At 69.7% G+C, this 25,583-nt stretch carries 23 protein-coding genes and 3 pseudogenes; 11 read left to right on the top strand and 15 right to left on the bottom strand.

Translation table 11 applies throughout. From position 1 onward, the window contains the following. Position 1 precedes the first annotated feature (1 nt). Positions 2 to 1,723: a dolichyl-phosphate-mannose--protein mannosyltransferase gene (locus OIE74_RS23145; RefSeq protein ID WP_329386667.1), complete on the top strand. Its 1,722-nt coding sequence runs from the start codon at positions 2 to 4 to the stop codon at positions 1,721 to 1,723. 50 nt (positions 1,724 to 1,773) lie between these two features. Here the strand turns inward: OIE74_RS23145 and OIE74_RS23140 are convergent, their stop codons facing one another. The 7 genes from OIE74_RS23140 to OIE74_RS23110 form a co-directional block, all read right to left on the bottom strand. After that, positions 1,774 to 3,204 (bottom strand): xylulokinase, encoded by a 1,431-nt coding sequence (locus OIE74_RS23140; RefSeq protein WP_329386665.1) that lies wholly within the window; start codon positions 3,202 to 3,204, stop codon positions 1,774 to 1,776. Continuing rightward, positions 3,201 to 3,917, bottom strand: a complete 717-nt coding sequence (locus tag OIE74_RS23135) for a GntR family transcriptional regulator (protein WP_329386663.1) — start codon at positions 3,915 to 3,917, stop codon at positions 3,201 to 3,203. Before OIE74_RS23135 ends, OIE74_RS23140 begins: the two co-directional genes overlap by 4 nt. Before the next feature lie 2 nt (positions 3,918 to 3,919). Next, positions 3,920 to 5,182, bottom strand: a complete 1,263-nt coding sequence (locus OIE74_RS23130; RefSeq protein WP_329386662.1) for a CaiB/BaiF CoA transferase family protein — start codon at positions 5,180 to 5,182, stop codon at positions 3,920 to 3,922. Positions 5,183 to 5,207: 25 nt separating this feature from the next. Then, positions 5,208 to 6,899 (bottom strand): thiamine pyrophosphate-binding protein, encoded by a 1,692-nt coding sequence (locus tag OIE74_RS23125; protein WP_329386660.1) that lies wholly within the window; start codon positions 6,897 to 6,899, stop codon positions 5,208 to 5,210. A gap of 60 nt (positions 6,900 to 6,959) precedes the next feature. Next, complete coding sequence (locus OIE74_RS23120) at positions 6,960 to 7,967, bottom strand: hypothetical protein (protein WP_329386658.1); 1,008 nt, start codon at positions 7,965 to 7,967, stop codon at positions 6,960 to 6,962. Beyond that, a complete protein-coding gene (locus OIE74_RS23115) occupies positions 7,964 to 9,331 on the bottom strand; it encodes an MFS transporter (RefSeq protein ID WP_329386656.1) in 1,368 nt (455 codons plus the stop codon). The genes OIE74_RS23120 and OIE74_RS23115 overlap by 4 nt, the downstream gene beginning before the upstream one ends. Before the next feature lie 79 nt (positions 9,332 to 9,410). Next, a complete protein-coding gene (locus OIE74_RS23110) occupies positions 9,411 to 10,373 on the bottom strand; it encodes a MaoC/PaaZ C-terminal domain-containing protein (protein ID WP_329386654.1) in 963 nt (320 codons plus the stop codon). Between the two features lie 300 nt (positions 10,374 to 10,673). Here OIE74_RS23110 and OIE74_RS23105 point away from each other — a divergent pair, with 300 nt between their 5' ends. Beyond that, positions 10,674 to 12,332, top strand: coding sequence for a penicillin-binding transpeptidase domain-containing protein (locus OIE74_RS23105; protein WP_329386652.1), 1,659 nt, complete (start codon positions 10,674 to 10,676; stop codon positions 12,330 to 12,332). Positions 12,333 to 12,384: 52 nt separating this feature from the next. Here OIE74_RS23105 and OIE74_RS23100 read toward each other — a convergent pair whose 3' ends face one another. After that, positions 12,385 to 13,560, bottom strand: a complete 1,176-nt coding sequence (locus OIE74_RS23100; protein WP_329386650.1) for an epoxide hydrolase family protein — start codon at positions 13,558 to 13,560, stop codon at positions 12,385 to 12,387. Positions 13,561 to 13,653: 93 nt separating this feature from the next. After that, positions 13,654 to 14,115: a VOC family protein gene (locus tag OIE74_RS23095; protein ID WP_329386648.1), complete on the bottom strand. Its 462-nt coding sequence runs from the start codon at positions 14,113 to 14,115 to the stop codon at positions 13,654 to 13,656. Between the two features lie 155 nt (positions 14,116 to 14,270). Between OIE74_RS23095 and OIE74_RS23090 the strand changes: the two genes are divergently transcribed. Continuing rightward, positions 14,271 to 14,780, top strand: a complete 510-nt coding sequence (locus OIE74_RS23090; RefSeq protein WP_329386646.1) for a YbaK/EbsC family protein — start codon at positions 14,271 to 14,273, stop codon at positions 14,778 to 14,780. After that, positions 14,777 to 15,628, top strand: a complete 852-nt coding sequence (locus OIE74_RS23085; RefSeq protein ID WP_329386645.1) for a DMT family transporter — start codon at positions 14,777 to 14,779, stop codon at positions 15,626 to 15,628. Before OIE74_RS23090 ends, OIE74_RS23085 begins: the two co-directional genes overlap by 4 nt. Positions 15,629 to 16,166: 538 nt before the next feature. Here OIE74_RS23085 and OIE74_RS23080 read toward each other — a convergent pair. Then, a pseudogene (locus tag OIE74_RS23080) lies at positions 16,167 to 16,616 on the bottom strand (transposase family protein); the annotation flags it as partial. 242 nt (positions 16,617 to 16,858) lie between these two features. On the opposite strand from OIE74_RS23080, the gene OIE74_RS23075 reads away from it, so the two are divergent. The 4 genes from OIE74_RS23075 to OIE74_RS23060 all read left to right on the top strand — a co-directional run bounded on the left by OIE74_RS23075 (position 16,859) and on the right by OIE74_RS23060 (position 19,662). Then, positions 16,859 to 17,434 (top strand): PadR family transcriptional regulator, encoded by a 576-nt coding sequence (locus OIE74_RS23075; RefSeq protein WP_329386643.1) that lies wholly within the window; start codon positions 16,859 to 16,861, stop codon positions 17,432 to 17,434. Between the two features lie 75 nt (positions 17,435 to 17,509). After that, complete coding sequence (locus tag OIE74_RS23070; RefSeq protein WP_329386641.1) at positions 17,510 to 18,667, top strand: epoxide hydrolase family protein; 1,158 nt, start codon at positions 17,510 to 17,512, stop codon at positions 18,665 to 18,667. 60 nt (positions 18,668 to 18,727) lie between these two features. After that, positions 18,728 to 19,129, top strand: a complete 402-nt coding sequence (locus OIE74_RS23065; protein ID WP_329386639.1) for a PPOX class F420-dependent oxidoreductase — start codon at positions 18,728 to 18,730, stop codon at positions 19,127 to 19,129. A 17-nt stretch (positions 19,130 to 19,146) separates the two neighbouring features. After that, the gene (locus OIE74_RS23060) at positions 19,147 to 19,662 is read left to right on the top strand and encodes a cupin domain-containing protein (protein WP_329386637.1); all 516 of its coding nucleotides are present in this window, start codon (positions 19,147 to 19,149) and stop codon (positions 19,660 to 19,662) included. A 140-nt stretch (positions 19,663 to 19,802) separates the two neighbouring features. Here the strand turns inward: OIE74_RS23060 and OIE74_RS23055 are convergent. Together OIE74_RS23055 and OIE74_RS23045 are read right to left on the bottom strand one after the other, a co-directional pair. Further along, positions 19,803 to 20,297: pseudogene (locus OIE74_RS23055) on the bottom strand (LysR substrate-binding domain-containing protein); the annotation flags it as partial. 351 nt (positions 20,298 to 20,648) lie between these two features. Further along, entirely contained in the window at positions 20,649 to 21,497 is an 849-nt protein-coding gene (locus OIE74_RS23045) for an aminoglycoside phosphotransferase family protein (protein ID WP_329386635.1), read from the bottom strand. A 188-nt stretch (positions 21,498 to 21,685) separates the two neighbouring features. Here OIE74_RS23045 and OIE74_RS23040 point away from each other — a divergent pair. Then, positions 21,686 to 21,808: pseudogene (locus OIE74_RS23040) on the top strand (EamA family transporter); the annotation flags it as partial. Beyond that, the gene (locus tag OIE74_RS23035) at positions 21,805 to 22,008 is read left to right on the top strand and encodes a hypothetical protein (RefSeq protein WP_443076198.1); all 204 of its coding nucleotides are present in this window, start codon (positions 21,805 to 21,807) and stop codon (positions 22,006 to 22,008) included. The pseudogene OIE74_RS23040 and the gene OIE74_RS23035, both read left to right, overlap by 4 nt. Positions 22,009 to 22,024: 16 nt before the next feature. Here OIE74_RS23035 and OIE74_RS23030 read toward each other — a convergent pair whose 3' ends face one another. The 3 genes from OIE74_RS23030 to OIE74_RS23020 all read right to left on the bottom strand — a co-directional run bounded on the left by OIE74_RS23030 (position 22,025) and on the right by OIE74_RS23020 (position 24,152). Then, positions 22,025 to 22,972: an SDR family NAD(P)-dependent oxidoreductase gene (locus OIE74_RS23030; RefSeq protein ID WP_329386633.1), complete on the bottom strand. Its 948-nt coding sequence runs from the start codon at positions 22,970 to 22,972 to the stop codon at positions 22,025 to 22,027. 242 nt (positions 22,973 to 23,214) lie between these two features. Then, entirely contained in the window at positions 23,215 to 23,934 is a 720-nt protein-coding gene (locus OIE74_RS23025; RefSeq protein ID WP_329386631.1) for a YqeB family protein, read from the bottom strand. A gap of 2 nt (positions 23,935 to 23,936) precedes the next feature. Beyond that, a complete protein-coding gene (locus OIE74_RS23020) occupies positions 23,937 to 24,152 on the bottom strand; it encodes a hypothetical protein (RefSeq protein ID WP_329386629.1) in 216 nt (71 codons plus the stop codon). Between the two features lie 243 nt (positions 24,153 to 24,395). On the opposite strand from OIE74_RS23020, the gene OIE74_RS23015 reads away from it, so the two are divergent. Then, positions 24,396 to 25,454 carry an aldo/keto reductase gene (locus OIE74_RS23015; RefSeq protein ID WP_329386627.1) on the top strand — a complete coding sequence of 353 codons (1,059 nt, stop codon included), beginning with the start codon at positions 24,396 to 24,398 and terminating at the stop codon, positions 25,452 to 25,454. The last annotated feature ends 129 nt before the right edge of the window (positions 25,455 to 25,583 follow it).

The following is a 25,583-nucleotide window of genomic DNA, read 5'->3' as shown; positions in this document are numbered from 1 at the left end:
GGTGACCAGTACTGCGCCAGAAGCCCTCCAGGGTCGGGACGCCGAGGACAGGCCGCCGTCGTGGCCCCAGCGGCTGCGGCGGTTCGGCTATGCGCCGAGACCGGTGATCGGGCTGCGCGAACGGCTGGTCCCGCCGTACACGGAGCCGTCGACCCGCCTGTGGATCGTCCTCGGCGTGCGGCCCCTGCTCGCCGACCGGCTGATCCGCTGGTCCGCGTGGACCGGTCCGCTGCTGGTGGCGCTGGTCGCCGGACTGATGCGGTTCTGGCACCTGGGCAGCCCCAAGGCGGTGATATTCGACGAGACGTACTACGCGAAGGACTCGTGGGCGCTCGTCAAGCAGGGGTACGAGGGCAGCTGGCCCAAGGACGTCGACAAGCTGATCCTGGCCGACCCCTCCCAGGTCCCGGTGCCGGCCGACCCCGGGTATGTGGTGCACCCGCCGATGGGCAAGTGGATCATCGGGCTCGGCGAGCTGATGTTCGGCTTCGACCCGTTCGGCTGGCGCTTCATGGTGGCCGTCCTCGGCACGCTCTCCGTACTGATGCTGTGCCGCATCGGCCGCCGGCTGTTCCGTTCGACGTTCCTGGGCTGTCTGGCGGGCGGGCTGCTCGCCGTCGACGGACTGCACTTCGTGATGAGCCGCACCGCCCTGCTCGACCTGGTGCTGATGTTCTTCGTACTGGCCGCGTTCGGCTGTCTGCTGCTGGACAGGGACTGGGCGCGAAGGCGGTTCGCGGACGCGCTGCCGCTGGACGAGGAGGGGGTGCTGCGCCCGGACGCCGCCGTCGCCGGGGGCCTGCGTCTCGGCTGGCGGCCGTGGCGTATCGCCGCCGGTCTGATGCTGGGGCTCGCGTTCGCGACGAAGTGGAACGGCCTCTACATCCTGGCCGCGTTCGGTCTGCTCACCATCTTCTGGGACGTGGGCGCGCGGCGCACCGCCGGCGCCGTAAGCCCGTATCTCGCCGTACTCAAGCGCGACCTGCTGCCCGCCTTCGTCTCGACGGTCCCGGTCGCGATCGGCACGTACATCGCCTCGTGGACCGGCTGGATCGTCACCGACAAGGGCTACTTCCGGGACTGGGCCGCCACCCAGGGCCAGGGCGGGATGTGGTCCTGGCTGCCGGACTGGCTGCGCAGCCTGTGGCACTACGAGACCGAGGTCTACAGCTTCCACGTCAATCTGACTTCCGGGCACACCTACCAGTCCAACCCCTGGAGCTGGATCGTCCTGGGCCGTCCGGTCTCGTACTTCTACGAGGACCCGAGGGGCGGTACGGAGGGCTGCACGGCGGCCCCGGCGGACAAGTGCGCCCAGGAGGTCCTGGCGATCGGCACGCCCCTGCTCTGGTGGGCGGCGTGCTTCGCGCTGCTGTACGTGCTGTGGCGCTGGTTCTTCCGCCGCGACTGGCGCGCGGGCGCCATCGCCTGCGGGGTGGCGGCGGGCTGGGTGCCGTGGTTCTTCTACCAGGAACGCACGATCTTCCTCTTCTACGCGGTCGTCTTCGTGCCGTTCCTCTGCCTGGCGGTGTCGATGATGATCGGCGCGATGCTGGGCCCGGCGGGCTCGGACGAGAGACGCCGAACGATCGGCGCGGTCGGGGCGGGTGTGCTGGTGCTGCTGATCGTGTGGAACTTCATCTATTTCTGGCCGATCTTCACGGGCCAGACGATCCCGGTCGAAGGCTGGCAGGACCGGATGTGGCTCGACACCTGGGTCTAGGGTGCGTCTTTCGGATCTTGCCGGGCTCGCGCCGCCGAGGCGGCGACGCCTCAATCGGCGGACGGGACCGACAGCGCGTCCGTCGCGTCGCGCAGTTCCAGCCAGCGGGAGTGGAGTCGCTCGTAGCGCGCCGCACGGGCGGCGTCCGGGTCGATCCTGCGTGGGGTGCCGATCAGTCGGGCGCGGATGGCGTCCAGGTCGGTGTCCAGTCCGGAGCCGATGAACGCCAGCGCCGCGGCGCCGAGCAGGGTCACGTCCGGCTCCGGGGAGATCAGGAGCGGCCGGGCGAGGATGTCGGCGCGCAGTCGTGCCACATGGGCACTGCGCGACGAGCCGCCGGCCAGGGCGACCGGCAGGCCGCCCGAGGGGTCCAGGCGGTCCATTCCCTCGCGGACCGTGAAGGCCGCCGCCTCCTGCGCGGCTCGCAGCAGGCAGGCCGTGTCGTGGTCGGGACGCTGACCGAGCACCGCCCCGCGGCTACCGGACCGCCAGGTCGGGAAGCGCGCGCCCGTCATGCCGGGCAGGACGGTGAGCCCGTTCGCGCCCGGCGGCACCGCGGCGAGTTCTTCGTCCGCGACGGTGCCGACCAGGGAGCGCCACCGGGCGACAGCGCCCCCGGTGAGTCCGGTCGCCCCGCCGCCGACAAATCGGCCGGGCAGGACGGAAGGGTTGAGTACGGCGCCCTCCGGTACGTCATCGGGGCCCGGGAGCAGCCTGCCGATGACGTCGGTGGTGCCCGCGACGTCGGCGATGACGTCGTCGGCTCCGCCCAGGAGCAGACCGATGCCGACGGATCCGTCCGGGCCCCCGGCGATCACCGGAAGTCCCGTGGGCAGGCCGGTGGCCGCCGCGGCCTCTCCGCTGAGGGCGCCGACCACCGATGTCGGTTCCGACTGCGGCGGCAGCAGTACGGGGTCCAGACCGGCCTCCGCGAGCACGCCGGTGTTCCACCGGCGGCGGCGTACGTCGGAGGCCAGCGTGTAGGCGGCGCTGATCGTGTCGCAGGTGAGCCGTCCGGTGAGTCCGGCGACGAGGAAGTCCTTGGGCGACAGCACGGCGCGCACCCGCGAGGCGAGTTCGGGCTCCATGCCCATCAGATGGGCGAGGGCACCGCCCGTCAGCGCCGGACGGCCCGCCGCGCGCAGCAGCCGCCGCACCGTCGCGTCGCCGAGCGCCGCGAGCCGTGCCACGCCCTGGGTGTCGGCCCAGCCGCCGCCGCGACCGAGGGGCCGCAGAGCGGAATCGACGGCGACCGTGCCGATGTGGGCGGCGATGGCGAGCGCCGAGGGCGGCCGTCCGCCGGAGACCCCCGCCAGCGCGGCGGTGACGTCCCGCTCCAGTTCGCCGGCGTCGAAGGTGTCGCCGCCGAGTCCTGAGGTGCGGGCGATCCGCCGCTGGGCGACGACCTGTCCCCCCGCGTCGATCGCGACGGCCCGCACGGCCGAGGTGCCGACATCGACCGCGACGACGTGTGCGCTCATTCGGCGTCGATCCTCAGCAGGAAGGGGAATCCGGGCAGCGTCCAGCTCGTGGTGAACTCGACGATCTCGCCGCGCGACCCGTAGGTCGTACGGCGAACCACCAGTGCGGCCCCGCCGGGTTCGGTGCCGAGCAGGTCCGCCTGTTCGGGGTTGAGCAAAGTGGCTGTCATGGACTGGTCGGCGTGGCGCAGTTCGACACCGAAGCGTTCGGTCAGGGTGCGGTAGAGGGAGCCGTCGAGCAGCGGATCCCGGCACAGTGACGGCGCCACGGAGTACGGGATCCAGGCGTCCTGGAGCGCGGCGGGCGAGCCGTCGACGAGACGTACGCGGGTGAGCCGGTTCACCGTGTCGTCAGCCGTGCCGCCGAGGACTTCGGTCACCTCGGCGGGCGCGGTCGTGGTCTCGCAGTGGATCAGCCGGGTGGACGGCTCACCGCCCGTGCCCTCGATCTCCTCTGCGAAGGAACGCAGCCGGTTGAGCCGCCGTCCGCGATCGCCGTGGCCGCTGACGAATGTGCCGCTGCCCTGCCGCCGTACGACGAACCGCTCCGAGTCGAGCAGGTCCAGAGCCTGCCGCACGGTCATCCGGCTCACCCCGTACTGCCTGGCCAGGTCCGTCTCGCTGGGCAAGCGCGCCGAGGGGGCCAGGGCGCCGGACCGGATCCGGGAGACGAGGTCGTCGTAGATCACCTGATACCTGGGTGCGCGCGCCATGATCAGATGGCTCCCGACCCGCGCAGTTGGGCCATGTCCTGGGCGGACAGCCCGAGGATGCCCCCGTAGACGTGACTGTTGTCCTCGCCGACCCGAGGTGGCGCCTTGCGGACCATGGGCGGGGTCTTCTCCATCTTGATCGGATTACCGGGCATCCGGATGGTACCGAGTTCGGGATGCTCCGATTCAACGATCATGTCACGGGCGGCGATCTGCGGTGACTCGGCGACTTCCGCGACCGACGCGACCTTGGCGTAGGGCACGCCCGCCTCGTCGAGGGCCCGCGCGATGGCCTCCCTCGTACGGCCGGCCGCCCATGCGCCGATCTCGCCCTCCAGGAACTCCTGGTGCGTCATCCGCCCTTCGACATGGGCGAAGCGCGGGTCCTCGGCGAGATCCGGCCGGCCTATGACGGCGCAGAGCTTCGGGAACAACGAGGCGGTGCCTGCCTGGATGTAGATGGATCCGTCAACTGCCTCGTAGACGTTGACCGGTGCCGTCAGCAGATCGCGTGAGCCGCTGCGCGGCATGTCCTGGCCGAGCATGAGCTGGGACATGAGGCGGATGCCGAGCGCGGAGAACATCGTGTCGAAGGACGCGATGTCCACGAGCTGGCCCTCGCCGGTGCGCTCGCGGTGCAGTATCGCCAGCAGGGCCCCGATCGCGCCCTGGTAGCCGGTGGTGTAGTCGGCGATGTAGGTGCCGCTGAGGGTCGGTTTGCCGTCCGGTTCACCGGTCATGTCCATCAGCCCCGACGACGCCTGCGAGATGGCGTCGAACAGGGCGCGGCGCGAGTCCGGACCGGTCTGGCCGAAGCCGGAGATCGACACCAGGATGATGTCGGGGTTGAGCTCCTTCATCCGCTCGTAGCCGATGCCCATCTTCTCGATCGTGCCCGGCCGGTAGTTCTCCACGACGACGTCCGCCCAGGCGATCAGCCGCTCCAGGATTCCGAGCGCCTCGGGGTGACGGGTGTCCAGGGAGGCGTCGTACTTGTTCCGGTGGTAGAGGAACATGTAGACGCTCTCGTCACGGTGGTACGGGCCGTGGTGCCGGGAGTCCTCGCCGCCCGGTCGCTCGATCTTGACCACCTCGGCTCCGAAGTCGGCCAGGATCTGCGCGCAGAGCGGACCCGCGATGAACCGCGAGAGGTCGAGGACCTTCACTCCGTCGAGGGGTGCGGGGTTCGCTGCCGGGTTCGGTACCGCGTCCGCGTCCGCGTTCGAGTTCGGCTGCGGATCCGGTGCCGGGTTCGCGTTCGACATTGCCGCTGTCACCTGCTTCCTGCTCCTACTTCTTCGGCGCCACGAACGACGGGAACGTCCAGGCGTTGGCGGCACGGTCGATCGGTACGTCGAGTATCACCGGCGTACCGGCCGCGAAGGCGTCGGCGACCCGTTGCCGCAGCGCGGCCAGGCCGGTGACGACCTCGCCGTCCACTCCCATCGCGCGCGCCACCATGCCGAAGTCGACGGTGCCGAAGTCGACGCCCGTGGTGCGGCCGTCGAAATGCAGCTCCTGCTCTTGGCGGATGTTGCCGTAGCTGGAGTCGTTGAGGACCACGACGCAGACATTGCCGCCGACGCGTGCGAGCGTCTCGATCTCACCCATGCTCATACCGAGGGAGCCGTCGCCGATCAGCGCGAGCACGGGGCGCGCCGGGTCGATCAGCGACGCCGCGATCGCCGACGGCAGCGCGAAGCCCATGTTCCCGAAGCCGACGGGCTTGATGTAGCTGTTGGGCCGCCGGATCTCCCAGAGGAACGACCAGACGCCCGGGTTGCCGGCGTCCGGGATCAGCAGCGTCTCATCGGGCGCGACCTCGCGCAGGGTGCGGACGATGTCGGCCGGGGACAGCGGGCCTTCGGCGGCGGTGTCCGTCACCTCGGAGGCCCGCCACCAGTCGGTGCGCGCCTTGTCGAGCGAGCTGATCCATTCCGCGCGTCCGGCCTTCGCGTCGGCCGCGTGCCCGGCGGTCGCGGTGACCAGGTCGCGGGCGAAGGAGCCGAGGTCGCCGACCACGCCCTGGGTGATCTCGGAGTAGTAGCGCCCGATCATGGCCGGCTCGACGTCGACCTGGATCACCTCGGGGAGTTCACGCCGCCAGCGGGTGGTCGACACGGCGTTGAGGCTGTTGCCGAGCGCGAGTACGAGATCGGCGTCGCCGAGGACCTCGCCGGAGAGCGTGGTGCCCATACGGCTGACGGCCCCGAACACCAGCGGATGTGTGGTCGGTACGGACCCGATGCCGTTGAAGGTGGTCACGACCGGGATTCCGAGCGCGTCGGCGAGCGCCAGTACGTCCTCGCTCGCCCGCGCGCGGTTGCCGCCGTTGCCGAGCCAGATGACCGGCCGTTCGGCGCGCAGCACCCGTTCGGCGACCCTGGCCAGCGCGACGAGGTTGGCGGACGGCCGCTCGGTGACCCACGCGCGGCTCGGGTGGACGGCGGGAACCACCGGCGGGTCCGGCACCTGGCCCTCGATGGTGTCGCGGGCGAAGTCGAGATGGACGGGGCCGGGGTTGCCGGTGAGGGCGTTGACGTACGCCTCCTCCATCGCCTGCTTGATGGACGAGCTGTGTGCCACCAGCCGGGAGTACTTGACCAGGGGCTTGAGCAGTTCGACGTGGTCGGCGTTCTGGGCGTCGTCCTTGTGGATGTTCTCGCCGTTGTTGTTGCACGTGAGGACGAATCCGGGGCTGGAGTCGCGGTAGGCGCCCCCGACGCCGGTGAGCAGGTTGGTGGCGCCTGGCCCGGTCGTGGAGATGCAGGCGGCCGGGGTGCCGGTGAGCCTGCCGTAGGCGTCCATCATCACGGCCGCGGCGTTCTCGTGCCGGGTGTGGACGAGCTGGATACCGGGGGTGTCGATGATCGCGTCGGTGATGGCGAGGGTCTGGCCGCCCACGACGCCGAAGACGTACTCGACGCCGAGGGAGGTCAGAAGGTCGACGACGACCTGGCCGCCGGTCTTGGAAGTGCTCATCTGTGAAGAACCCGTTTTCTGTGTCGGTGCGGTGGTGCGGTCGGTCGGGACGGGGAAGGGTCAGGGCGGAGGGATGGTCACGGCCGCCCAACCGGCCGTGAGGAGGCGGTTGTCGGCGTCGCGGCGTACCCAGACCTCCAGATCGATGCGGAGACCGTCGTCGACCGGGGTGACGGCGGTGACGACGCCGGTGGACGTGAACGGCTCGAACACCTCCAGCGGCGCCAGGAACTTGACCCGCAGCCAGCCGGTGGTGAGGAACGAGGGACCGGCTCGGAGAGTGAGCAACTGGGCCAGCACGCCGAACTGTTGCTGCCCCTGCACGATCGGCACCGGCAGCCCGCCGGCGCGGGCCACGTCGATGTCGTTGTGGATGTTGCGCACGTACTCACCGACGCGGCTGAAGACCGCGGCCTGTTCGGCGGTCACCGTCTTGCGCAGCGGCGCGAGTACGTCACCGGGGCGTACGTCCGGCCCCAGCGTGCGAGAGGTCCGCGCGCCCTCCAAAACCTCGCCGGTGACGCGGCGTTCGGGCGCCGCCGATCCGCGTCCGCCGATGGCCCCGGGGTCGGTCCTGAGGATCTCGACCCCGCGATGGCGGACGACGCTGCGCCCGTCCTCGCCCGTGGCGGTGGCCTCCATCACCACGTAGCCCTCGCCGCGGCGCCGGTAGGCCTCGGTGTACGTACCGCTGAGGGTGACGACCTCGTCCAGGACAACCGGGCTGTCGAACCACATCTGTTCCTCGGTGTGGTATCCGACGACCTGACTGGCCGCGTAGACGAGTGTGAAGAGTTGTACGAGGTCGTTGCCCAGGAGCGCCGCGTGCCCGACACGCTCCCCGCCGAACGGACTCTCCGTCAGATGCCAGGGGGAATGGTCGTCGTGGGTGAAGGCGTACCGTTTGATCTTGTGGTCGTCGACGACGACCCGCACGGTGCCCAGCTCCTCGGGAATGTCGAGGTTCTCGAACTCCGGCTCCTTGAGCCCCTCTTCGAGCCTGTCGGTCGCGCCCGCGCGGCGCGGGTCGGTCAGGTCCCGCCATGGACGGGGATCCGGTTCCGTCATCGTGCCTTCTCCGTCTCGTCACCGACACGTGTCATGTCGATCCGGTTGGTCTCGGGGGCCAGGTACGCGCACACCATCCCGACGAGCAGGGCCGCGACGGTGATGGCGGCGATGGGCCAGGGGTCTCCGCCGGTCGCCGCGAGCAGGGCGGTCGAGGCGAGCGGCCAGAGTCCGATGAGGACGCTGGGTATCTGCGCCGCCAGTGAGATGCCCGTGTAGCGCACCTTCGTACTGAACAGCTCGGCGAAGAAGGCCGGTTCGACGCCGTAGACGGCGCCCACACCGATCGCGTACGCCACGGCGTAGGCCACGTACATCAGCACCAGGGCGTCGGCGTCCAGGACCCAGAAGAAGGGGAAGGTGACGACCACGCCCACGAGTGAGCCGGTGATGAAGACCGCGCGCCGGCCGATGCGGTCGGACAGCTTCCCGAAGAAGTAGTACGTGTAGATGGCGAGCGCGGCGGCGATGCTGCTCGCGACGAGGACATGGGTGCGCGGGATGTCGGTGTAGTTCTCGGCGAACGTCAGGCCGATGGTGAGGATGATGTAGCCGAACACGGCCTCGCCGAGGCGCATGCCCATGGCCAGGAGCAGAGGCCTGCGGAACCGTTTGAACAGTTCGGCGATCGGCATCCGCTCCTTCGCCTGTTCCTCGGCAGGCTGCTTCTCCAGCTCTTCCTGCGCGGCCTTGAAGGCGGGTGTCTCGGTGAGCTTGAACCGGATGAACAGGCCAACGGCGATGAGTACGGCACTGAGCAGGAACGGCACGCGCCAGCCCCAGCTCATGAGTGCGTCGTCGGGCAGCGTGGACACGATCGCGAAGATGCCCGTGGAGAGCACGAGCCCCACCGCGTTGCCGATCTGCGGGAAGCTGCCGTAGGCACCACGTTTGTGTGCCGGGGCGTACTCGACGGCGACCAGTGAGGCGCCTCCCCACTCGCCGCCCACGCCGAATCCCTGGATGAGCCGCAGCAGGACGAGCAGGATCGGAGCCCATATACCGATCTGGTCGGTGGTGGGCAGGAGGCCGATGAGGAAGGTCGAGACGCCCATCAGCATGAGCGTCGTGACCAGGGCGGCCTTGCGGCCGAACTTGTCGCCGAAGTGACCGAAGACCACCCCTCCGACGGGGCGGGCGAAGAAGCCGACACCGAAGACGGCGAACGCCGACAGGGTGCCGATGATCGGGTCGTCCTCGTTGGGGAAGAAGAGCTCCCCGAACACGAGGGCGGACGCGGTGCCGAAGATGAAGTAGTCGTACCACTCGACGGCGGTGCCGACGAGGCTGGCCACGGCGGCTCGTTTGGCGAGCTTGGTCCGTTCCTGCTCGGTGGTGGGCGGGGCGGTGGCTGATTGCGCCATGGATGACTCCGTTGTCGATCTCACGGACCTGCGGGGACGGGGGTGCGGGGGTGGGGTGCGGGGGCGGGGTTACGGCGGGTCAGACCAGGCGCGCGGGGCGCCGGTGGTCGGTGTCCACCAGGGCGGACGCCCACCCGAGAGCGGTACGGGTGCCGTCGGCCTTGTCGACCCAGACCTCCAGTTCGAGCCGGTCGCCGGTGACACCGGCGACGGCGCCGCCGGCGGTGAGTTCGTCGCCGACGAAGGCGGGGGAGACGAAGCGGAGGTCGAGTTCGCCCGAGGTGAAGAACGTCTTGCCGAACACGTCGATCAGGTTGGCGACGATGAAACCGGTCTGCTGCTGGGCCTGGACGATCGTGCGGTCCAGGCCGGAAGCGGCGGCCTTCTCGGGGGCCGTGTGCACATTGGCGTAACCGCGCCCGGCCCAGGAGAAGACCGACATCTGGTCCTGGGTGAAGACCGTTGTCCGCCGTGGCAGGGCGGCGCGTGCGGGAGCGTCGAGGCGGGCCCGGTCCAGGGCGGGGACGGCGGTGTCCACCGTGCCGAGCACGGTGCGTGACCGGACGTCGCCCGCTGTCCGGTTCTGTCCGGTGATCTCACCGGCGACCGTCCGCATGATCTCTTTGCCGGTGTGGCGTACCAGGAGCCGTCCGTCGGCGCCGCGTGCCTCCGCCTCCAGGACGACATAACCCTGGCCCCGGCGCTCGTACTTCCGCGTGTAGCCGCCCTCGATCGTGACCGTCTCCCCCACCTCGACCGGCGAGTGGAACGTCAGATGCTCGTGTGTGTGCAGACCCTGGGCGGTGTTGCCGTCGTACTTCTCGTAGAAGAGGAACAGCAGGTCGTTGGCGAGTACGAGGGGGTGTCCCACGGGGCCGCCGAACGGGGAGTCCTCGAAGTACCAGGACCCGAAGTCGTCCTCGCTGTAGGCGTGGTCGAGGACCTTGCGCCGGTCCACGGTCACGGTGACCGGGCCCATCGGCTCGGGAATCTCGACCAGCTCGTAGCGAGCTTCTTTCAGATGCGGTGTCCGCGACTCCATGATCACCTCCGAGTCGGAGCCCAGTGGGCTCAATTAGGTCTAGACGACTAGTCCTTACGCTATGTTCGCGGAATCCGCCGTGTCAACGGTCGTGCAGAGGGTCGCGCCAACGGGTCCGCGCGGGATCCCGTACGGGATCCGTACGGGATCCGTACGGCTCGGCCGCCTGCCGGCGGGCCCTCATCGCGGTCCGATAACGGGCTCCTCCACGTTCACGGGCGTCCCGTAGAGTGCGAAACAATTGCCCCTTGAACACGTTCAAACCTGGCGGGGGCGCTCCTGGGGGAGGGGACCGCGCTCATGCGCAGTGGTACGAAGGTCGCGATCGTCGGCGGCGTGTTCGTCGTCGTCGCCGGTGGCATCGGGTACGGGGCGTACAACGTCATCAGCGGGGTCGACGGGGGGAACACCGACACCCGGTCCACGTCGGCCGAGGTGAAGACCGGGCCGCCGAGCGCGGAGGAGATCAAGAAGACCGCCGAGGAGTTCCTCGCCGCGTGGGCCGACGGCAAGGACCCGGAGCTCGCGGCCGCGTACACGAACAACGCCGCCGCCGCGAAGGACGCGGTCGCCGGCTACAGCGAGCAGGCGCACATCACCGACGCCGTGATCACTCCGGGGAAGGCGACGGGCGCGAAGGTGCCCTTCACCGTCGAGGCGACCGTGAAGTACAAGGGGCTGAGCAAGCCCCTGTCGTACGCCTCCGAGCTGACCGTCGTGCGTGGGGTGACCACCGGGAAGCCGCTGGTCGACTGGGCGCCGACCGTCATTCATCCGAAGCTGACGAAGAACAGCAGCCTGATGACCGGCGAGGCGCCGACGCCGCCGATCAAGGCGGTCGACCGCGACGGGACCGAGCTGACGGCCGGGAAGTACCCGTCGCTGGCGCCGGTGCTCGACCAGTTGCGGGACAAGTACGGCGAGAAGGCGGGCGGCGAGTCCGGTGTCGAGACCTGGATCCAGACCGACGGCGAGAGCGCGGGCGGCGGCGCGAGCGGCGGGGACAGCGCTCCGCGCAAGACCCTGCTGACGCTCTCCAAGGGCAAGAGCGGCGAGCTGACGACGACGCTCGACGCGAAGGTGCAGGCGGCGGCCGAGCAGGCCGTGAAGAAGTTCGACGAGGCGTCCGTCGCGGCCGTGAGGCCGAGCACCGGCGAGATAGTCGCCGTCGCCAACAACCGTAAGGACGGCTTCAACGCGGCGATGCTCGGCAAGCAGGCGCCGGGCTCGACGATGAAGATCGTGACGGCGGCGATGCTGCTGGAGAAGGGCCTGGTCGGCGCGGACCGGCCGGCCGAGTGCCCGAAGACCGTGCTCTACCAGGGCACTTCATTCCACAACCTGGACAACTTCGATATCCAGGGCGGCACTTTCACCCAGAGCTTCGCCCGGTCCTGCAACACCGCCTTCATCAAGCTGATCGACGACACGAAGGACGACCACGCGCTGCCCGCGGAGGCGCGGGAGGTCTTCGGTCTCGGGCTGAACTGGCAGACCGGTATCGCGTCGGCCGACGGCAGCGTGCCGGAGTCGGACGGGGGCGGGGCCGCGGCGCAGTACATCGGCCAGGGCACGGTCCAGATGAACGTGCTGAACATCGCGTCCGTCACGGCCACCACGAAGGACGGCACCTTCCGCCAGCCGATCATCGTCCCGCGCGATCTCGACGACCGCGAACTGGCCGTCGCCGAGCGGCAGTTGCCCGGCTCGGTGGGGCAGCAGCTGCGCGACATGATGCGGGAGACCGCCTCGTGGGGCACCGGCAAGGCGGCGATGGCCGGGCTCGGCGGTGACAAGGGCGCGAAGACGGGGTCCGCCGAGGTGGACGGGCAGGCGACGTCGAACAGCTGGTTCACCGGCTTCCAGGACGACCTGGCCGTCGCCGCGAGCGTGGAGTCGGGCGGACACGGCGGTGACGCGGCGGGGCCGGTGGTCGCCGCCGTACTCGCGGCGGGGTGAGCGGGCGGGCTGCCCGGCGGGACCGCGCGCGGGGCAGGTCCGGCCCCGGGGCTCAGCCCAACGCCGGTGCGCGGTACGGCCGGAAGAACGCGCGCAGCTCCTCCGCGTACAGCTCCGGCTCCTCGAACGCCGCGAAGTGACCGCCGCGCGGAGGCTCGGTCACCCGCACGACGTTCGCCGTGCGTTCGAGCCACGCGCGCGGCGGGCGGACGATGTCGCCGGGGAAGAGCGAGAAGCCGGACGGCACCTCGACCCGGCGGGCGAGCTGCGCGGGCGGGATCGCGGCGTTCGCGCCGTACATGCGCATCGAGGAGCCGATCGTCCCCGTGAGCCAGTAGAGCGTGACGTTCGTGAGGATCTCGTCCTTGGTGAAGCTCCGCTCGACATGGCCGTCGCAGTCGCTCCACGCCCGCATCTTCTCCACGATCCACGCGGCGAGCCCGGCCGGTGAGTCGGTGAGCCCGAAGGCGGCGGTCTGCGGTTTCGTACGGTGCACGGCGGCGTACGCGCCCTCCTTCACGCCCCAGGCCGCGGCGCTGTCGAGCCAGGCGCGCTCCTCGGGGGCGAGGTCCGCCGGGTCGCCGCCGAAGATGGGCACCCCCGCGTCCGAACGGTGCACGGCCACGATCCGCTCGGGATGGTCGAGCGCGAGATAGCGGCTCACATGGCTGCCGATGTCACCGCCCGCCGCGCCGAACCGGTCGTAGCCGAGGACCCCCATGAGTTCGGCCCACAGACCGGCGACGGCGATGGAGTCCAGGGGCGGTCCGGCGGGACGGTCGGAGTACCCGTAGCCCGGCATGTCGGGCACGACCACGTCGAACGCGTCGGCGGGGTCGGCGCCGTGCGCGCCGGGATCCGTCAGGAGCGGGATGACCTTCGCGTACCGCCAGAACGAGTCCGGCCAGCCGTGGCTGAGGACCAGCGGCAGCACGGGCCCGGCCGTCTCGTCGGCCCGCACATGCGCGAAGTGGACGCCGAGGCCGCCGAGTTGGACCCGGTAGCGGGGGAAGCGGGCGAGGGCCGCCTCCTGCGCGGGCCAGTCGAAACCGTCCGCCCAGTAGGCGACAAGCTCACGGAGGTAGTCGAGGTCGGTCCCGAGCGACCAGCCGGCGTCCTCGGGCGCGTCCGGCCAGCGCGTCGCGCGCAGTCGCGCGCGGAGGTCCTCCAGGGCGGCGGCGGAGGTCCGCGCGGTGAACGGCTCGGGGCGGGGCGAATGGTCCGGCATGGCCCGCATCCTACGGACCGGGCCCGCCCGGACCGGGCCGTACGGCGCGTGCCGCACCGCGCGTGCCGCGCTCCGCGTGCCGCGCCCTCCGCCTCAGTCCAGGCAGAACTCGTTGCCCTCCGGGTCCCCCATCACGATGTAGCCGGTGCTCATCGGGGGCGCGGGCTCGTCGCGGCGCAGCCGCGTCGCTCCCAGCGCCACGAGCCGCTCGCACTCGGCCTCCAGCGCCGCCATCCGCTCGTCCCCCTCCAGCCCGGGGGCCGCCCGGACGTCGAGGTGGACGCGGTTCTTGGCGACCTTGTCCTCGGGCACCTGCTGGAAGAACAGGCGCGGGCCCTGCCCGTCCGGGTCCTCCAGGGCCGACCTCGTGTTGCGCTCCTCCTCCGGTACACCGACCCGTGCGAGGAAGTCGTCCCACGCGGCCAGCGGGTCGGCGCCCTCGGGCAGATCGATCCCGGGCGGGGCGGGGTGGATGTAGCCCATGACCTCGCGCCAGAAAGCCGACAGGGCACGGGGGTCGTGGGCGTCGAAGGTGATCTGGATGTGGCGGCTCATCGGTTCGCTCCGTTCATCGAGGGTTCGTCGCAGGCGACCTCGGCGAGAGGGTGGCTCAACTCCCGGTGGACACCCTGACACCCCTGGCGGACAGGACCGGTCCGCGATCCAAACGTGTTGGCACCCGCCGGGCCCGTGGCGCTAGCGTGCCCGTCATGACCGACCCCGGCGGCACGCCTGACACCCCGGCCCATCCCCGTTTCGTCCAGGCCCTGCGCGAACTGGGCATCGACGACCTCGTCGGCGAGGTCCGCACCTTCCCCGACGCCACCCGTACGGCGGCCGAGGCCGCCGCGGCCATCGGCTGCGGGCTCAGCGAGATCGTCAAGTCGCTGATCTTCGAGGCCGACGGCGTGCCGGTCCTGGTACTGATGGACGGCGCCTCGCGCGTCGATGTGGAGCGTGTACGGGAGGAGTTGGGCGCCGGGAAGGTCACACGGGCGCGGGCCGATCTCGTACGGGAGACCACCGGCTACGCGATCGGAGGCGTACCGCCCTTCGGCCACCGCACCAGGACGCGCGTGCTGGCCGACCGGGGACTTCTGGACCACGACGTGGTGTGGGCGGCGGCCGGCACCCCGCACACGGTGTTCCCGATGGATCCCAAGAGCGTGGTCTCGTACGCGGGCGGCACCCTCGTGGACGTCCGCGAGCGCATGGCGTGACGCCGGCCGTCGCAGCCGCCGTTCTCCTGGCGGCCGTCACGCACGCCACCTGGAACGCCATCGCACACACCATCAAGGACCAGTTGGTCGCCTTCACCCTGATCTCCGGCGGCGGCGCCCTGCTCGGCGCGGTCTTCGTGTGCTTCGCGCCCGTCCCGGCCGCCGGCGCGTGGCCGTATCTGATCGCGTCCGCCGTGCTGCACGTCGGCTACCAGGCGCTGCTGATGCGGTCGTTCAGCCTCGGCGACTTCGGCCAGATGTATCCGATCGCGCGCGGCACGGCCCCGCTCCTGGTGACCGTCCTGGCGGCGGTCTTCGTGGGCGAGTCGCTGGACCGCTGGCAGGCGACGGGCGTGGCCGTGGCGTCGGCGGGGCTCGTCGGCGTGGCCCTGTGGGGCATGCGGAGCACGGAGACGAAGCCGCAGTGGCCCGCGCTGCTGGCCGCGCTGGCGACGGGGGTGTCGATCGCCGCGTACACCGTCGTGGACGGGGTGGGCGTACGCGAATCGGGCACCCCTCTCGGCTACATCGGCTGGCTGATGATCCTCCAGGGCTCCCTGATCCCGCTCTACACCCTGCACACCCACGGCGGCACCCTCCTCGCCCTGCTACGCCCACACGCACGACTCGGCCTGCTCGGAGCGGTGCTGTCGGTCGGGGCGTACGCCCTCGTGCTGTGGGCCCAGACCCGCGCACCACTCGCCCCGATCGCGGCGCTGCGGGAATCGTCGATCATCGTGGGGGCGGCGATAGGGGCGGTGTTCTTCAAGGAACGCTTCGGCACACCACGCATCGCGGCGGCGGGGCTGATGGTGGTCGGCATCAGTTTGATGCTGCGGACGAGTTGAGGCAGGAACGGGGGCCGGGACCGGAATGAACAGACAGCGGGGCCGGTGAGTGGGTGGTCGAGGCCGGCGGAGGCGTTGGCCGCCCCATTGGAGACGACTTGGCTACGGCGGGGGCGGCAGCCCCTCGCGACCGCGGACCAGGCGAAGCAACTCGCCTAAGCCCCCGACAGCGAATCGGAACAGAACTACGCCCTTCTCACCAAGGCCAGCCACACACTCACCTGGCACGAACCCGTCAGCGCCCGCATGCCCCTGCCGGACGAACGCACCGCCCTCCACACCCCCGACGTCACCCCGATCATCCACACCACCCGCACCACGCACGGCAGCCAACACCCGCTGATCCTCTAAGAACTCCGCACGGGCGTCGACCGCACCCAACTCGCCTACCGCATCACAGCAGACAGCCCGCGCACGCTCCACGTCGTCTGAGCGGGACGCCCCCGCGAACTGTCGAAAACTGAGCGTTTTCCAACCTCACGTTGACGCGTGGTGAAGGACGAGGACGGCCTTCACCATGTCGGTGATCCGGTTGGGTCGATCCAGGCAGGGCGGGCGAGGCCCAGAGCAGGCGTCCGAACGGATCGGCGAGGACCTGGATGTTCATGCCGTGGCGCTTGTGTTTCCCGGAGTAGTACGGGGAGTCCGCAGCGATCCGGTCGATCGGCAGCAGAGTGCCGTCCAGGATCACGAACGCCTTCTCGCGGATCGTCCGCATCGCCTCGGCGAGTGAAGGCGCGAGGGCGGCCAGGGCCTCGACAGCTTCGCGTATATAGCGGTAGACCGTGGCGATCCCGATGTCGAATCCGGCAGCGAGCTGGGCGTAGGTACCACCGCACCGCAGGTGCGCGAGGGCGAGCAGAGCCTGGCGGCCGACGGCCAGACGTCGCCACCGTGTACCGATCTTCGCCCGCCGCGCGGCCAGTTGACCGGTAAGGAACCGCAGGGTTCGGCTGGACAGATCGATCGAGGATGAGTAGACAAGCATGCGAAGCTCCTGGCAGGCACGGGTGATCTTGGTCGAGAACCCGTCTACCAGGGGCTTTGTCGTTGCGCAGGGGCGTCCAGCTTGCGGTCAGCATCGGGATGCTGGGAATCGCTCACTGTTCAGTCACGGCGGTGAGCTCGGCGATGAATCCCGTTCGTGACCTCGACGCGGTCGCTCCCGGAGCCGATGTTCAGCACATCGACCGGTTGCCTATGAACGAGTACTCATGCAAGAGTAGTCGTATGTCATCGATCAGGTTGTTCATCCTCGACACGTTCGCGAGGAACGGCGAGATGCACGGGCATAGGGTGCGCCTCCAGGCCGAGCGGGAACATCTGCACCTGTGGACGGACGTGTCCGTGGGCAGCCTGTACCAGGCGATCAAGCGCCTGCTGGCTGAGGGCTTGCTCGAAGAGGTCAGGACCGAGAAGGAGGGCAATCTGCCCGAGCGTCAGGTGTACGGCATCACCGGTGAAGGGCGGCTGCGTCTCAAGGAACTCCAGTCCGAGAGTCTGCGCCACATCTGGATGAAGCCGGACCCGTTCGACCTGGCCCTCACCCGCCTGGACCCGGAGAAGCTGGACGAGCTCCACACGGTGATCGCATCCCGGCTGGATGAACTCGCCTCCATGCTCTTCGACACCGAGGCGCTGAACGCCAACGCCATCGACGGCGGCTACCTGACGGTGAGCGAGGCACTAGCGGTCAGTCACAGTGCGCACAGGCTGCGCGCCGAGATCGCCTGGCTCCAGGAGGTCCTGGACGCGGTGCCCGAGATTGTCACCGATGAACGGACCCGTCAGCCCGACACCCTCTGAATCACCGGATTCCGCCCCCCTTGAATCCACCCGCGTCGCAGTCGGCGCGGCATTGCCCGGTAAGGAGCACGCCCCATGTCCGAACTCATCGAACCCTTCACCCTGTCTGTGCCGGAGGAACAGCTGACCGACCTGCGTGAGCGGCTCTCCCGCACCCGGTGGCCCGATCCAGAGACCGTTCTGGACACCAGCCAGGGACCCCAGCTGGCGAAGCTCCGCGCGCTGCACGACTACTGGCTCAACACCTACGACTGGCGGCGGTGCGAGAAGACCCTCAACGGCTTCGGCCAGTCCCGCACCATCATCGATGGTCTGGGCATTCACTTCCTCCATGTGCGCTCGCCTGAGCCGGACGCCCTCCCGCTGGTCATGACCCACGGATGGCCCAGCTCCGTCCTCGATTTCCACAAGGTCATCGGCCCACTGACCGATCCCGCGGCCCACGGCGGTGACCCGCGGGACGCCTTCCATCTCGTGGTGCCGTCGCTGCCGGGATTCGGGTTCTCCGACCGGCCTACGGAACCCGGCTGGGGATTCCCCCGGGTCGCCGATGCCTGGATCACGCTGATGGACCGGCTCGGCTACCGGCGATGGGGCGCCCAGGGCGGCGACCTCGGATGCGCGGTCACCGACGAGATCGGCCGCAAGGCCCCCGACGGATGCGTCGGGCTGCACCTCAACTTCGCCATGTTCCCGCCAACGCCCGACGAGATCCGGGACGCCACCGAGCATGAGCAGGCAATGCTCGACAGCGCCGCCTACTTCTGGGAGAACCTCTCGGGCTACGCCAAGGAGCAGGCAACCCGCCCTCAGACCATTGGCTACTCCCTCGCGGAGTCCCCCATCGGCCTGGCTGCCTGGATCTACGCGATGTTCCAGGACACCTGCGGCACGCCGGGGGACGCGGAAGCATCTTTCACCCTGGACGAGCTGCTCGACGACATCATGCTCTATTGGCTTCCCAACACCGGGACGTCCTCTGCGCGGACCTACTGGGAAATGGCACGGTCGGCACGGCCCTCCGCGCCGAACGCCGCCGCACCGATCGCACTGCCTACCGGATTCAGCATGTTCCCGGAGGAGCACGTCCGGAAGTCCCAGCGCTGGGTGGAACGCCGCTACAGCAACGTCGTCCACTTCAACGAGCTTGAGGTGGGCGGGCACTTCGCGGCCCTGGAACAACCGGCACTCTTCGTTGACGAAGTCCGGACCACCTTCCGTTCCTTGCGCTGAGTGCACCGCCGGCATCGGCACCTCACACCGACAGCTTCCCCCCAGGAAGGGCGATACCTCATGACACCCCTGCCCGGCGAACTCCTCAAACTGCTGGACCGGCCCAGCCCCTGCTTCATCGCCACCACCATGCCGGACGGCTCGCCTCAGCTCACCCAGACCTGGGTCGACACCGATGGTGAACACATTCTCATCAACACCGTCGAGGGCTACCGCAAAACCAAAAACGTTCAACGCGACCCCCGTGTGGCCGTCAGCATCGCCGACCCGGATGACACCTCCCGCTACTTCTCCGTACGGGGACGCGTCACCAGCGCCACGACCGACGGCGCCGCCGCGAGCATCGAACACCTCGCCCAGAAGTACACAGGCCACCCCTACGCCTCGTACGGCGGCCCGGGCCAGACCCGGCTCCTGCTGACCATCACCGTCGACTCCGTCATCCATTCCCCCACGCACTAAAGACCGAAGGGACCGTTATGGCCAGCTTCCCCCACAGCGCCGGCACCGCCCGCCCCTATGTCTGGGCGCCGGACCAGTCCCCGGCCTACTGGAACGTCGGCACGTACTGGAGAGTGCTCGCCGACGGCAGCCAGACCGACGGCCGGTCCTGCACGTTCGAGGAACTGTGTCCGCAAGGACTCGTCGCCCCACCGCACGTCCACGACAAGGAGGAAGAGGCGTTCTTCATCCTCGAAGGTGATTTCGTGTTCACCGTCGGAGACGAGGAGATCCCGGCCGGACCCGGCAGCTACATCTACCTGCCGCCCAAGGTCCGCCACGGCTTCCGCGTCGAATCCGAAGTCGGCCGTGTCTACAACATGCTCACCCCGGCCGGATTCGAGCAGAACATCATCACCAACGGCCAGCCCGCCCCCCAGGTCTCGATGCCCCCACCGGGAACGAGCGCCGTGCCGCTGTGGAGGCAATTGCGTACCTCCAGGCCCCCAGCCCCCTGGGACGACCCTGCCTGGGCGCCTGACTCGTCCTTTTAGAGCGCCGGCCTAGGCCCTGGATGTTTGGTTTACGGTGCAGGACGACGAGTCGGTGTTGATGTACCCGCCGAGCGCTGTCGCCCCCACTCACGGTACGCACGCGGACACGCCATGCCTTCGCCGGCCGCGGAACGCTCAGCCCGGTAAGCGACTGTGGCGATCTGAGCGAACGACCGGACCAGCGGATTCGGGTCATCCTCGTTCCACGCCGCAACCACGCGGCTCGGCGCAATGTCGATCAGCGGCACCACAGCCAGCTCCCTGGGCAGGTCCTGCCCGAACGGGGCAATGCCGACTGTTCCGTTCCAGAGCACGGCCTGCAGGCACTCCTGGACAGCGCGTACCACCGGACCCTCGCGCGGCTCCCCGCCGTTCCAGTACGAATGCCAGATCGGATCCGTGCCGTCCGGGAACCGGAACCAGCGCCTGTCTGCCAGGTCGGCCACCTTCAGGCGGTCGCGGCGGGCCAGTGGATCATCGGCGCGCAGCACCGCGCCGACTGGGTCGACGCGCAGCTCGTGCACTGTCAGACCTGTCTCGTCGAACGGCCCACGGGTCAGAGCGACGTCGACCAGTCCGGCGCGCAGTCCGCAGGTCGGATCGGTCAGGTCGGTCTCGCGGATGCGGACCTCGACACCTGTCCGGATCACCGACATGGTGAAGGCCGTCCTCGTCTTCACCACGCGTCAACCTGAGGTTGGAAAACGCTCACTGCTTCCGGGATCTCGGCCAGGGGCCCGATGCTGTCCGGCTCGCAGAGCGCGCCGTTGAGCTAACCGATCCCAAGTACGCCCGTACTCTAGGCTTTTGTCGCATGGTTCTCGCTCAGAGCCAGCTACTCAATGGCGACCTTGAGGCCGCCGTGACGACCGCCGGCTTAGCCGTCGAAGCAGGCGACGCCCTTCAGTCCGCGCGCTTTCAACGCTACGTCAGTGACTTCCAGCGTGAGGTGTCGGTCCACGCACACAACCCTGCCGTCCAGCAGTTCAACGGCGACGTGCAAACCGCGATGCGATGCCTGGACGACGAGTGTTGAACTCCTGCAACGACCGCAAGGTGGAGAACCCCGCCCACGAGCGGAGATCCCGACCGTACGCACCGACGAACGCCCCGTACTCCTGCGGAGTCTGCCAACCCAAGCTGTGATGCTCCGTGGCCGTGACCATCAGGTCCCACTCAGGATGGTCGTAACCGAACCTCTCCAGGTCGATCAGGATCACCCGGTCAGTACGGTCCACCATCAGGTTCTGTACGTGAGCGTCCCCGTGTACGGGCCCCTTCCGCGACTCGAAGCGCAACTCCCCGACCCGGCCACGGAGTTCACGCGCGCGCTTACGCAGGAACGCGCGGTCGTCCTCCGGTATCCCGGTCGCCGCGTTGATACGTCGGTCCGTCCGGTCCAGCACCGGGTACGGAGGGAGACTCAGGGAAGCGGGCAGGCTGAGCGAGTGGAGATCGCGGAGGATCGCCCCCAGCTCGCCGTACGTCGGCTTACGGTCGCTCTCCTCGATCAAGTGCCAGAACGTCACCGGGTGACCACCGTTGATCACGGGCTGCTCCAAATCATCCAGAGCCCGCGTCGCCGGGAAGCCCTCACCGGCCAGCCAGCGAGAGACGGCGACCTCACCTTGGGCGGACTCCAGATACTCGGTCGACCGGGCGATCCGGATCACCACCGGATGCGCCTCCAGACGGAACAGAGCGTTCTCACCCAGGCGGATCAGACGGGCCCCGTCACCATCGAGCCCCGCTTGTCGGCATGCCTCTACCGCCACCCGCGTAGTGACGGCCGAGGTGAAGCCTTCTTCCGCGTTCAGTTCAGCACCAGACGGCATGCCCCCACCAACTCCTCAGATCCGCCGACCTGCCATGCGACCATCGCGCACAGTGTCGCGACAACATCCATACTCGTGGAACAGCCCCGTGGGCCACGACGCACGAGCAGGCCAGAGCTTCCCTTCTGACCTGCCGCCTGCGTATAAGGCCCTGACCAGGCAATTAATTACGGCTTCAGCAAGAGTTGACATCGATCATCGTGGGGGCGGCGATAGGGGCGGTGTTCTTCAAGGAACGCTTCGGCACACCACGCATCGCGGCGGCGGGGCTGATGGTGGTCGGCATCGGCTTGATGCTGCGGACGAGTTGAGGATCGGGTGGACCGAGCGGGGCACGCCGCTGTGCGGGGCGGCGTGCTGGGGGCACGTCGGCGCCGTACGCGAACTGCTCGCGTACGGCGCCGATCCGCGCCTGTGTGAGGACGGCGGCAGTGGGCGCTCGCCGCTGGAGTGGGCGCGGACCGGGCCGTATGCGGAGACCGTGCGGCTGCTGGAGGAGGCGGGCGGCTGAGGCGGGTGGGTGGGTGTCAGGGCCGAGTCGCGGAGGACAGCATGTCGAGCGACACCTGCCACAGGCGTTCGGCCGCCGCCGGGTCGAGGGCGTGCGGGGCCACGCCGCCCGGTTCGCCCTCGCGGTAGGGGCGCGCCTCGTTGCAGTTCTCGAAGTACCGGCCGCCGATGCCTTCGAGGCCCGGCCAGGTCGCCACCAGCACGGAGGTGGCCGCGCCCTGTTGGGGTGTCTTGACGGTGTACTGGGCAGCTGCCTTGTCGAGGTCCTCCTGTCTCATGTAGCGCGACAGGTTCGTCAGGACCGCGCCGGGGTGGACCGCGTTGACGGTGATGCTCTGGGCGGCCCAGCGGCGGTTCGCCTCGACCGCGAAGAGCGCGGTGGCCGTCTTGGACTGGCCGTACGCGAGCACGGTGTCGAAGGGGCCGTTACGGAAGTTGATGTCGTCGAACCTGATCCCCTGCCGCAGATGCCCGACCGAGGTGAGCGCGACGACCCGGGCCCGGTCCGCCTCGGCGAGTGCCGGGTGCAGGCCGGTGGCGAGCGCGAAGTGGCCGAGGTGGTTCGTGGCGAACTGGAGCTCCCAGCCCTCCGGCGACCGCAGCCCCGGCGTGTACATCACACCCGCGTTGTTGATCAGGATGTGCAGCGGCCCCTCCCACCCGGCGACGAACTCCGCGACGGACCGCTGGTCTGCGAGGTCGAGCCGGGCGACGGACAGGCGCCTGCTGCCGGTGGTGCCGGTGATGTCCTGGGCGGTGCGCTCGCCGGCGTCGACGTCACGTACGGCCAGGGTGACCTCGGCGCCCGCGCCGGCGAGGGCGCGGGCGGTCTCGATGCCGATGCCGGAGGACGCGCCGGTCACGACGGCGCGGCGCCCGGCGAGGTCGATACCGGCGACGACCTCGGCGGCGGTGGACTCGGCGTCGAAGGGGGTGGTGATGCGGCTGGGTGGGTCGGTGGTCATGGGGCGGCCTGCCTCTCTGGACGCTCTCGGCTCTCGTGGCTCTCCTGGGGCATCGCCACATGCAATCACTGCATTTCGGTCGAAGCAGCTCAAAGCCAACCACTGGAGAGAGGTCGTTCGGCGGAGGCAGCCGGTCAGGCCGGTCGGGCCGGTCGGGCCGGTCGGGCCGGTCGGGTCGGTCGGGTCGGTCGGGTCGGTCGGGTCGGTCGGGTCGGTCGGGTCGGTCGGGTCGGTCACGCCCGTCAAGCCCCGGGCGGGGGCGCCGCGGGCAGCCGCCAGTACTGGCGTTTCTTCTCGTCGCGGACCGCCAGGCCCAGGCCGTTCAACTCGTCCCGCAGCGCCCGTACGTCCTCCGCCGTCCCCGTCTTCCCCATCGCGTGCGCGCGGGCGCTCAACAGGGCGTTCGCGCCCACCGGAAGGCCCGGCGTGTCCGGGACCCAGAGATGGAAGCCGGCCCGGTGGGGGTCATCGGCGGCCCAGTTCCAGCCGTGGGCGGTGAAGGCGGCGGCCAGCTCCGCGCGGTCCAGATCGCAGGGCTCACGGGCCGTCTCCTCGGTGTGACGGCCGAGCAGTACGAGGAACTTGCCGTCCGGATGGACGACACCGACGTCGGCGCGGCGCAGCTCGCGGGACTCGCCGCGGATCGTGAGCGTCACCTGGGTGTCCGACACCCGTACGGTCAGCGACTCGTGCAGCGCGATGAACCCCACCAGCACCCCGAGCACCGCGCCCACCGTCAGTCCGAGGACGGTGAGCCAGGGCTCGGGGACTGCGTTCAGCAGCTCCGCCGGGCCCTTCATCGGGGCCCAGCGCAGGGTCACCAGCCAGTTGGCGAGGAGTTTGAGCAGCCAGCCGGCGAGTGCCCCGGCCGCGCCGAACGCCGGGACGAGCCAGGCCGGTTGGGACAGGACGGTGGTGGCCTCGGCGGACTCGGCAGGTCCGGGTCCCTTGTCCAGATCCATGCTCAGGCGGCCACGTGCTTCTTGACGGCGTCGGAGAGAAAACCCACCGCGCCCCCGAGCAGCGTCATGACGACATAGCCCAGCACCTCGTGTCCGTCGGGAACGATGAAGCGGGAGAAGCCGAAGATCGTCGGCATCCAGTCGACCCACTGGTGGAGCAGTCCGGTGACGCCCGACGCGACCAGTACGAAACTGATGAACCCCAGGATTGCCTTCATGCGCCGAGGCTAGGCAGAGGCGGCCGGGGCCGGCATCGGCCGAAGGGATCCGCGGGGGTGACCAAAGTATCGGCCCCCGGCCGGGCGGACGCCCAAGGCCGAGCCAGGCGGACCAAGCCGCCCGCCCGCGCCGCGCCAAGCCGGCCCGCGCCGGGGGCCGTGGTGCTTGCCTTCGACCGCACTCCAAGTCCTAGAGTGCCCGCGTATGCCCCGATGGGGGCCTGACCAGCGAGGGAGCAGCACATGCGTTACCGCACGCTCGGCGGCACCGGTATCGAGGTGAGCGTCCACTGCCTCGGCACGATGATGTTCGGGTCCGTCGGCAACCGCGATCACGACGACTGCGTACGCATCATCCACTCGGCCGTCGACCGGGGCGTCAACTTCCTCGACACGGCGGACATGTACTCCACCGGTGAGTCCGAGGAAATCGTCGGCAAGGCGCTCAAGGGCCGCCGGGACGACGTCGTACTCGCGACCAAGGTGCACTTCCCGATGGGCGAGGGCCGCAACCAGGGCGGCAACTCGCGCCGCTGGATCGTCAGGGAGGTGGAGGAGAGCCTGAAGCGGCTGGACACCGAGTGGATCGACCTCTACCAGATCCACCGGCCCGACCACACGACGGACATCGAGGAGACGCTCTCCGCGCTGACCGATCTGGTGACACAGGGCAAGATCCGCGCCTTCGGCTGCTCGACGTTCCCCGCCGAGGAGATCGTCGAGTCGCATGTCGTGGCCGAGCGCCGCGCGCTCCACCGGTTCCGTACGGAGCAGCCGCCGTACTCGATCCTGGCGCGTGGCGTCGAGACGTCGGTGCTGCCGGTCTGTCAGCGGTACGGGATGGGCGTGCTGACGTGGAGTCCGCTCGCCTCCGGCTTCCTCACGGGCAAGTACCGCAAGGGCGGCGCCATCGACCTGACCGTGGGCCGCGCCGCGCTCACCCCGGCCCGGTTCGATCCCGCGTCCCCGGTGACCATCGCCAAGCTGGAGATCGTCGAGCAGCTGGCCGCGCTGGCCGAGAGCATCGGCTGCACGCTGCCCGAGCTGGCGGTCGCCTTCGCCGTCGCGCATCCGGCCGTGACGTCGGTCATCATCGGCCCGCGCACGATGGAGCAGTTGGACGGTCTGCTGGCGGGCGCCTCGCTCACCCTGGACGACGCGACGCTCGACCGGATCGACGAGATCGTGACGCCGGGGACGAACGTCTACCACCCGGACGGCGCCTGGACGGCGCCCGTGCTGGCCGACCCGTCGCTGCGGCGGCGGCCGGTCGCCGAACGCGCGGCGTCGGCGTCGGCGTAAGCCCCATATAGCCCCGTACGACCCCGTACGGCCGGGTGGAGGTGGGCGGCGCGGGCTTCCGAGCGGGCGAGCGGTCGAGCAGGTGACGGGAGGCGGGAGGCGGGAGGCGGCCTTCACACGGTGCGGATA

Origin of the sequence: Streptomyces sp. NBC_01716 (genome assembly GCF_036248275.1) — a bacterium.
Lineage (GTDB): Bacteria > Actinomycetota > Actinomycetes > Streptomycetales > Streptomycetaceae > Streptomyces.
This window is presented reverse-complemented; position numbering and strand designations above follow the sequence as displayed.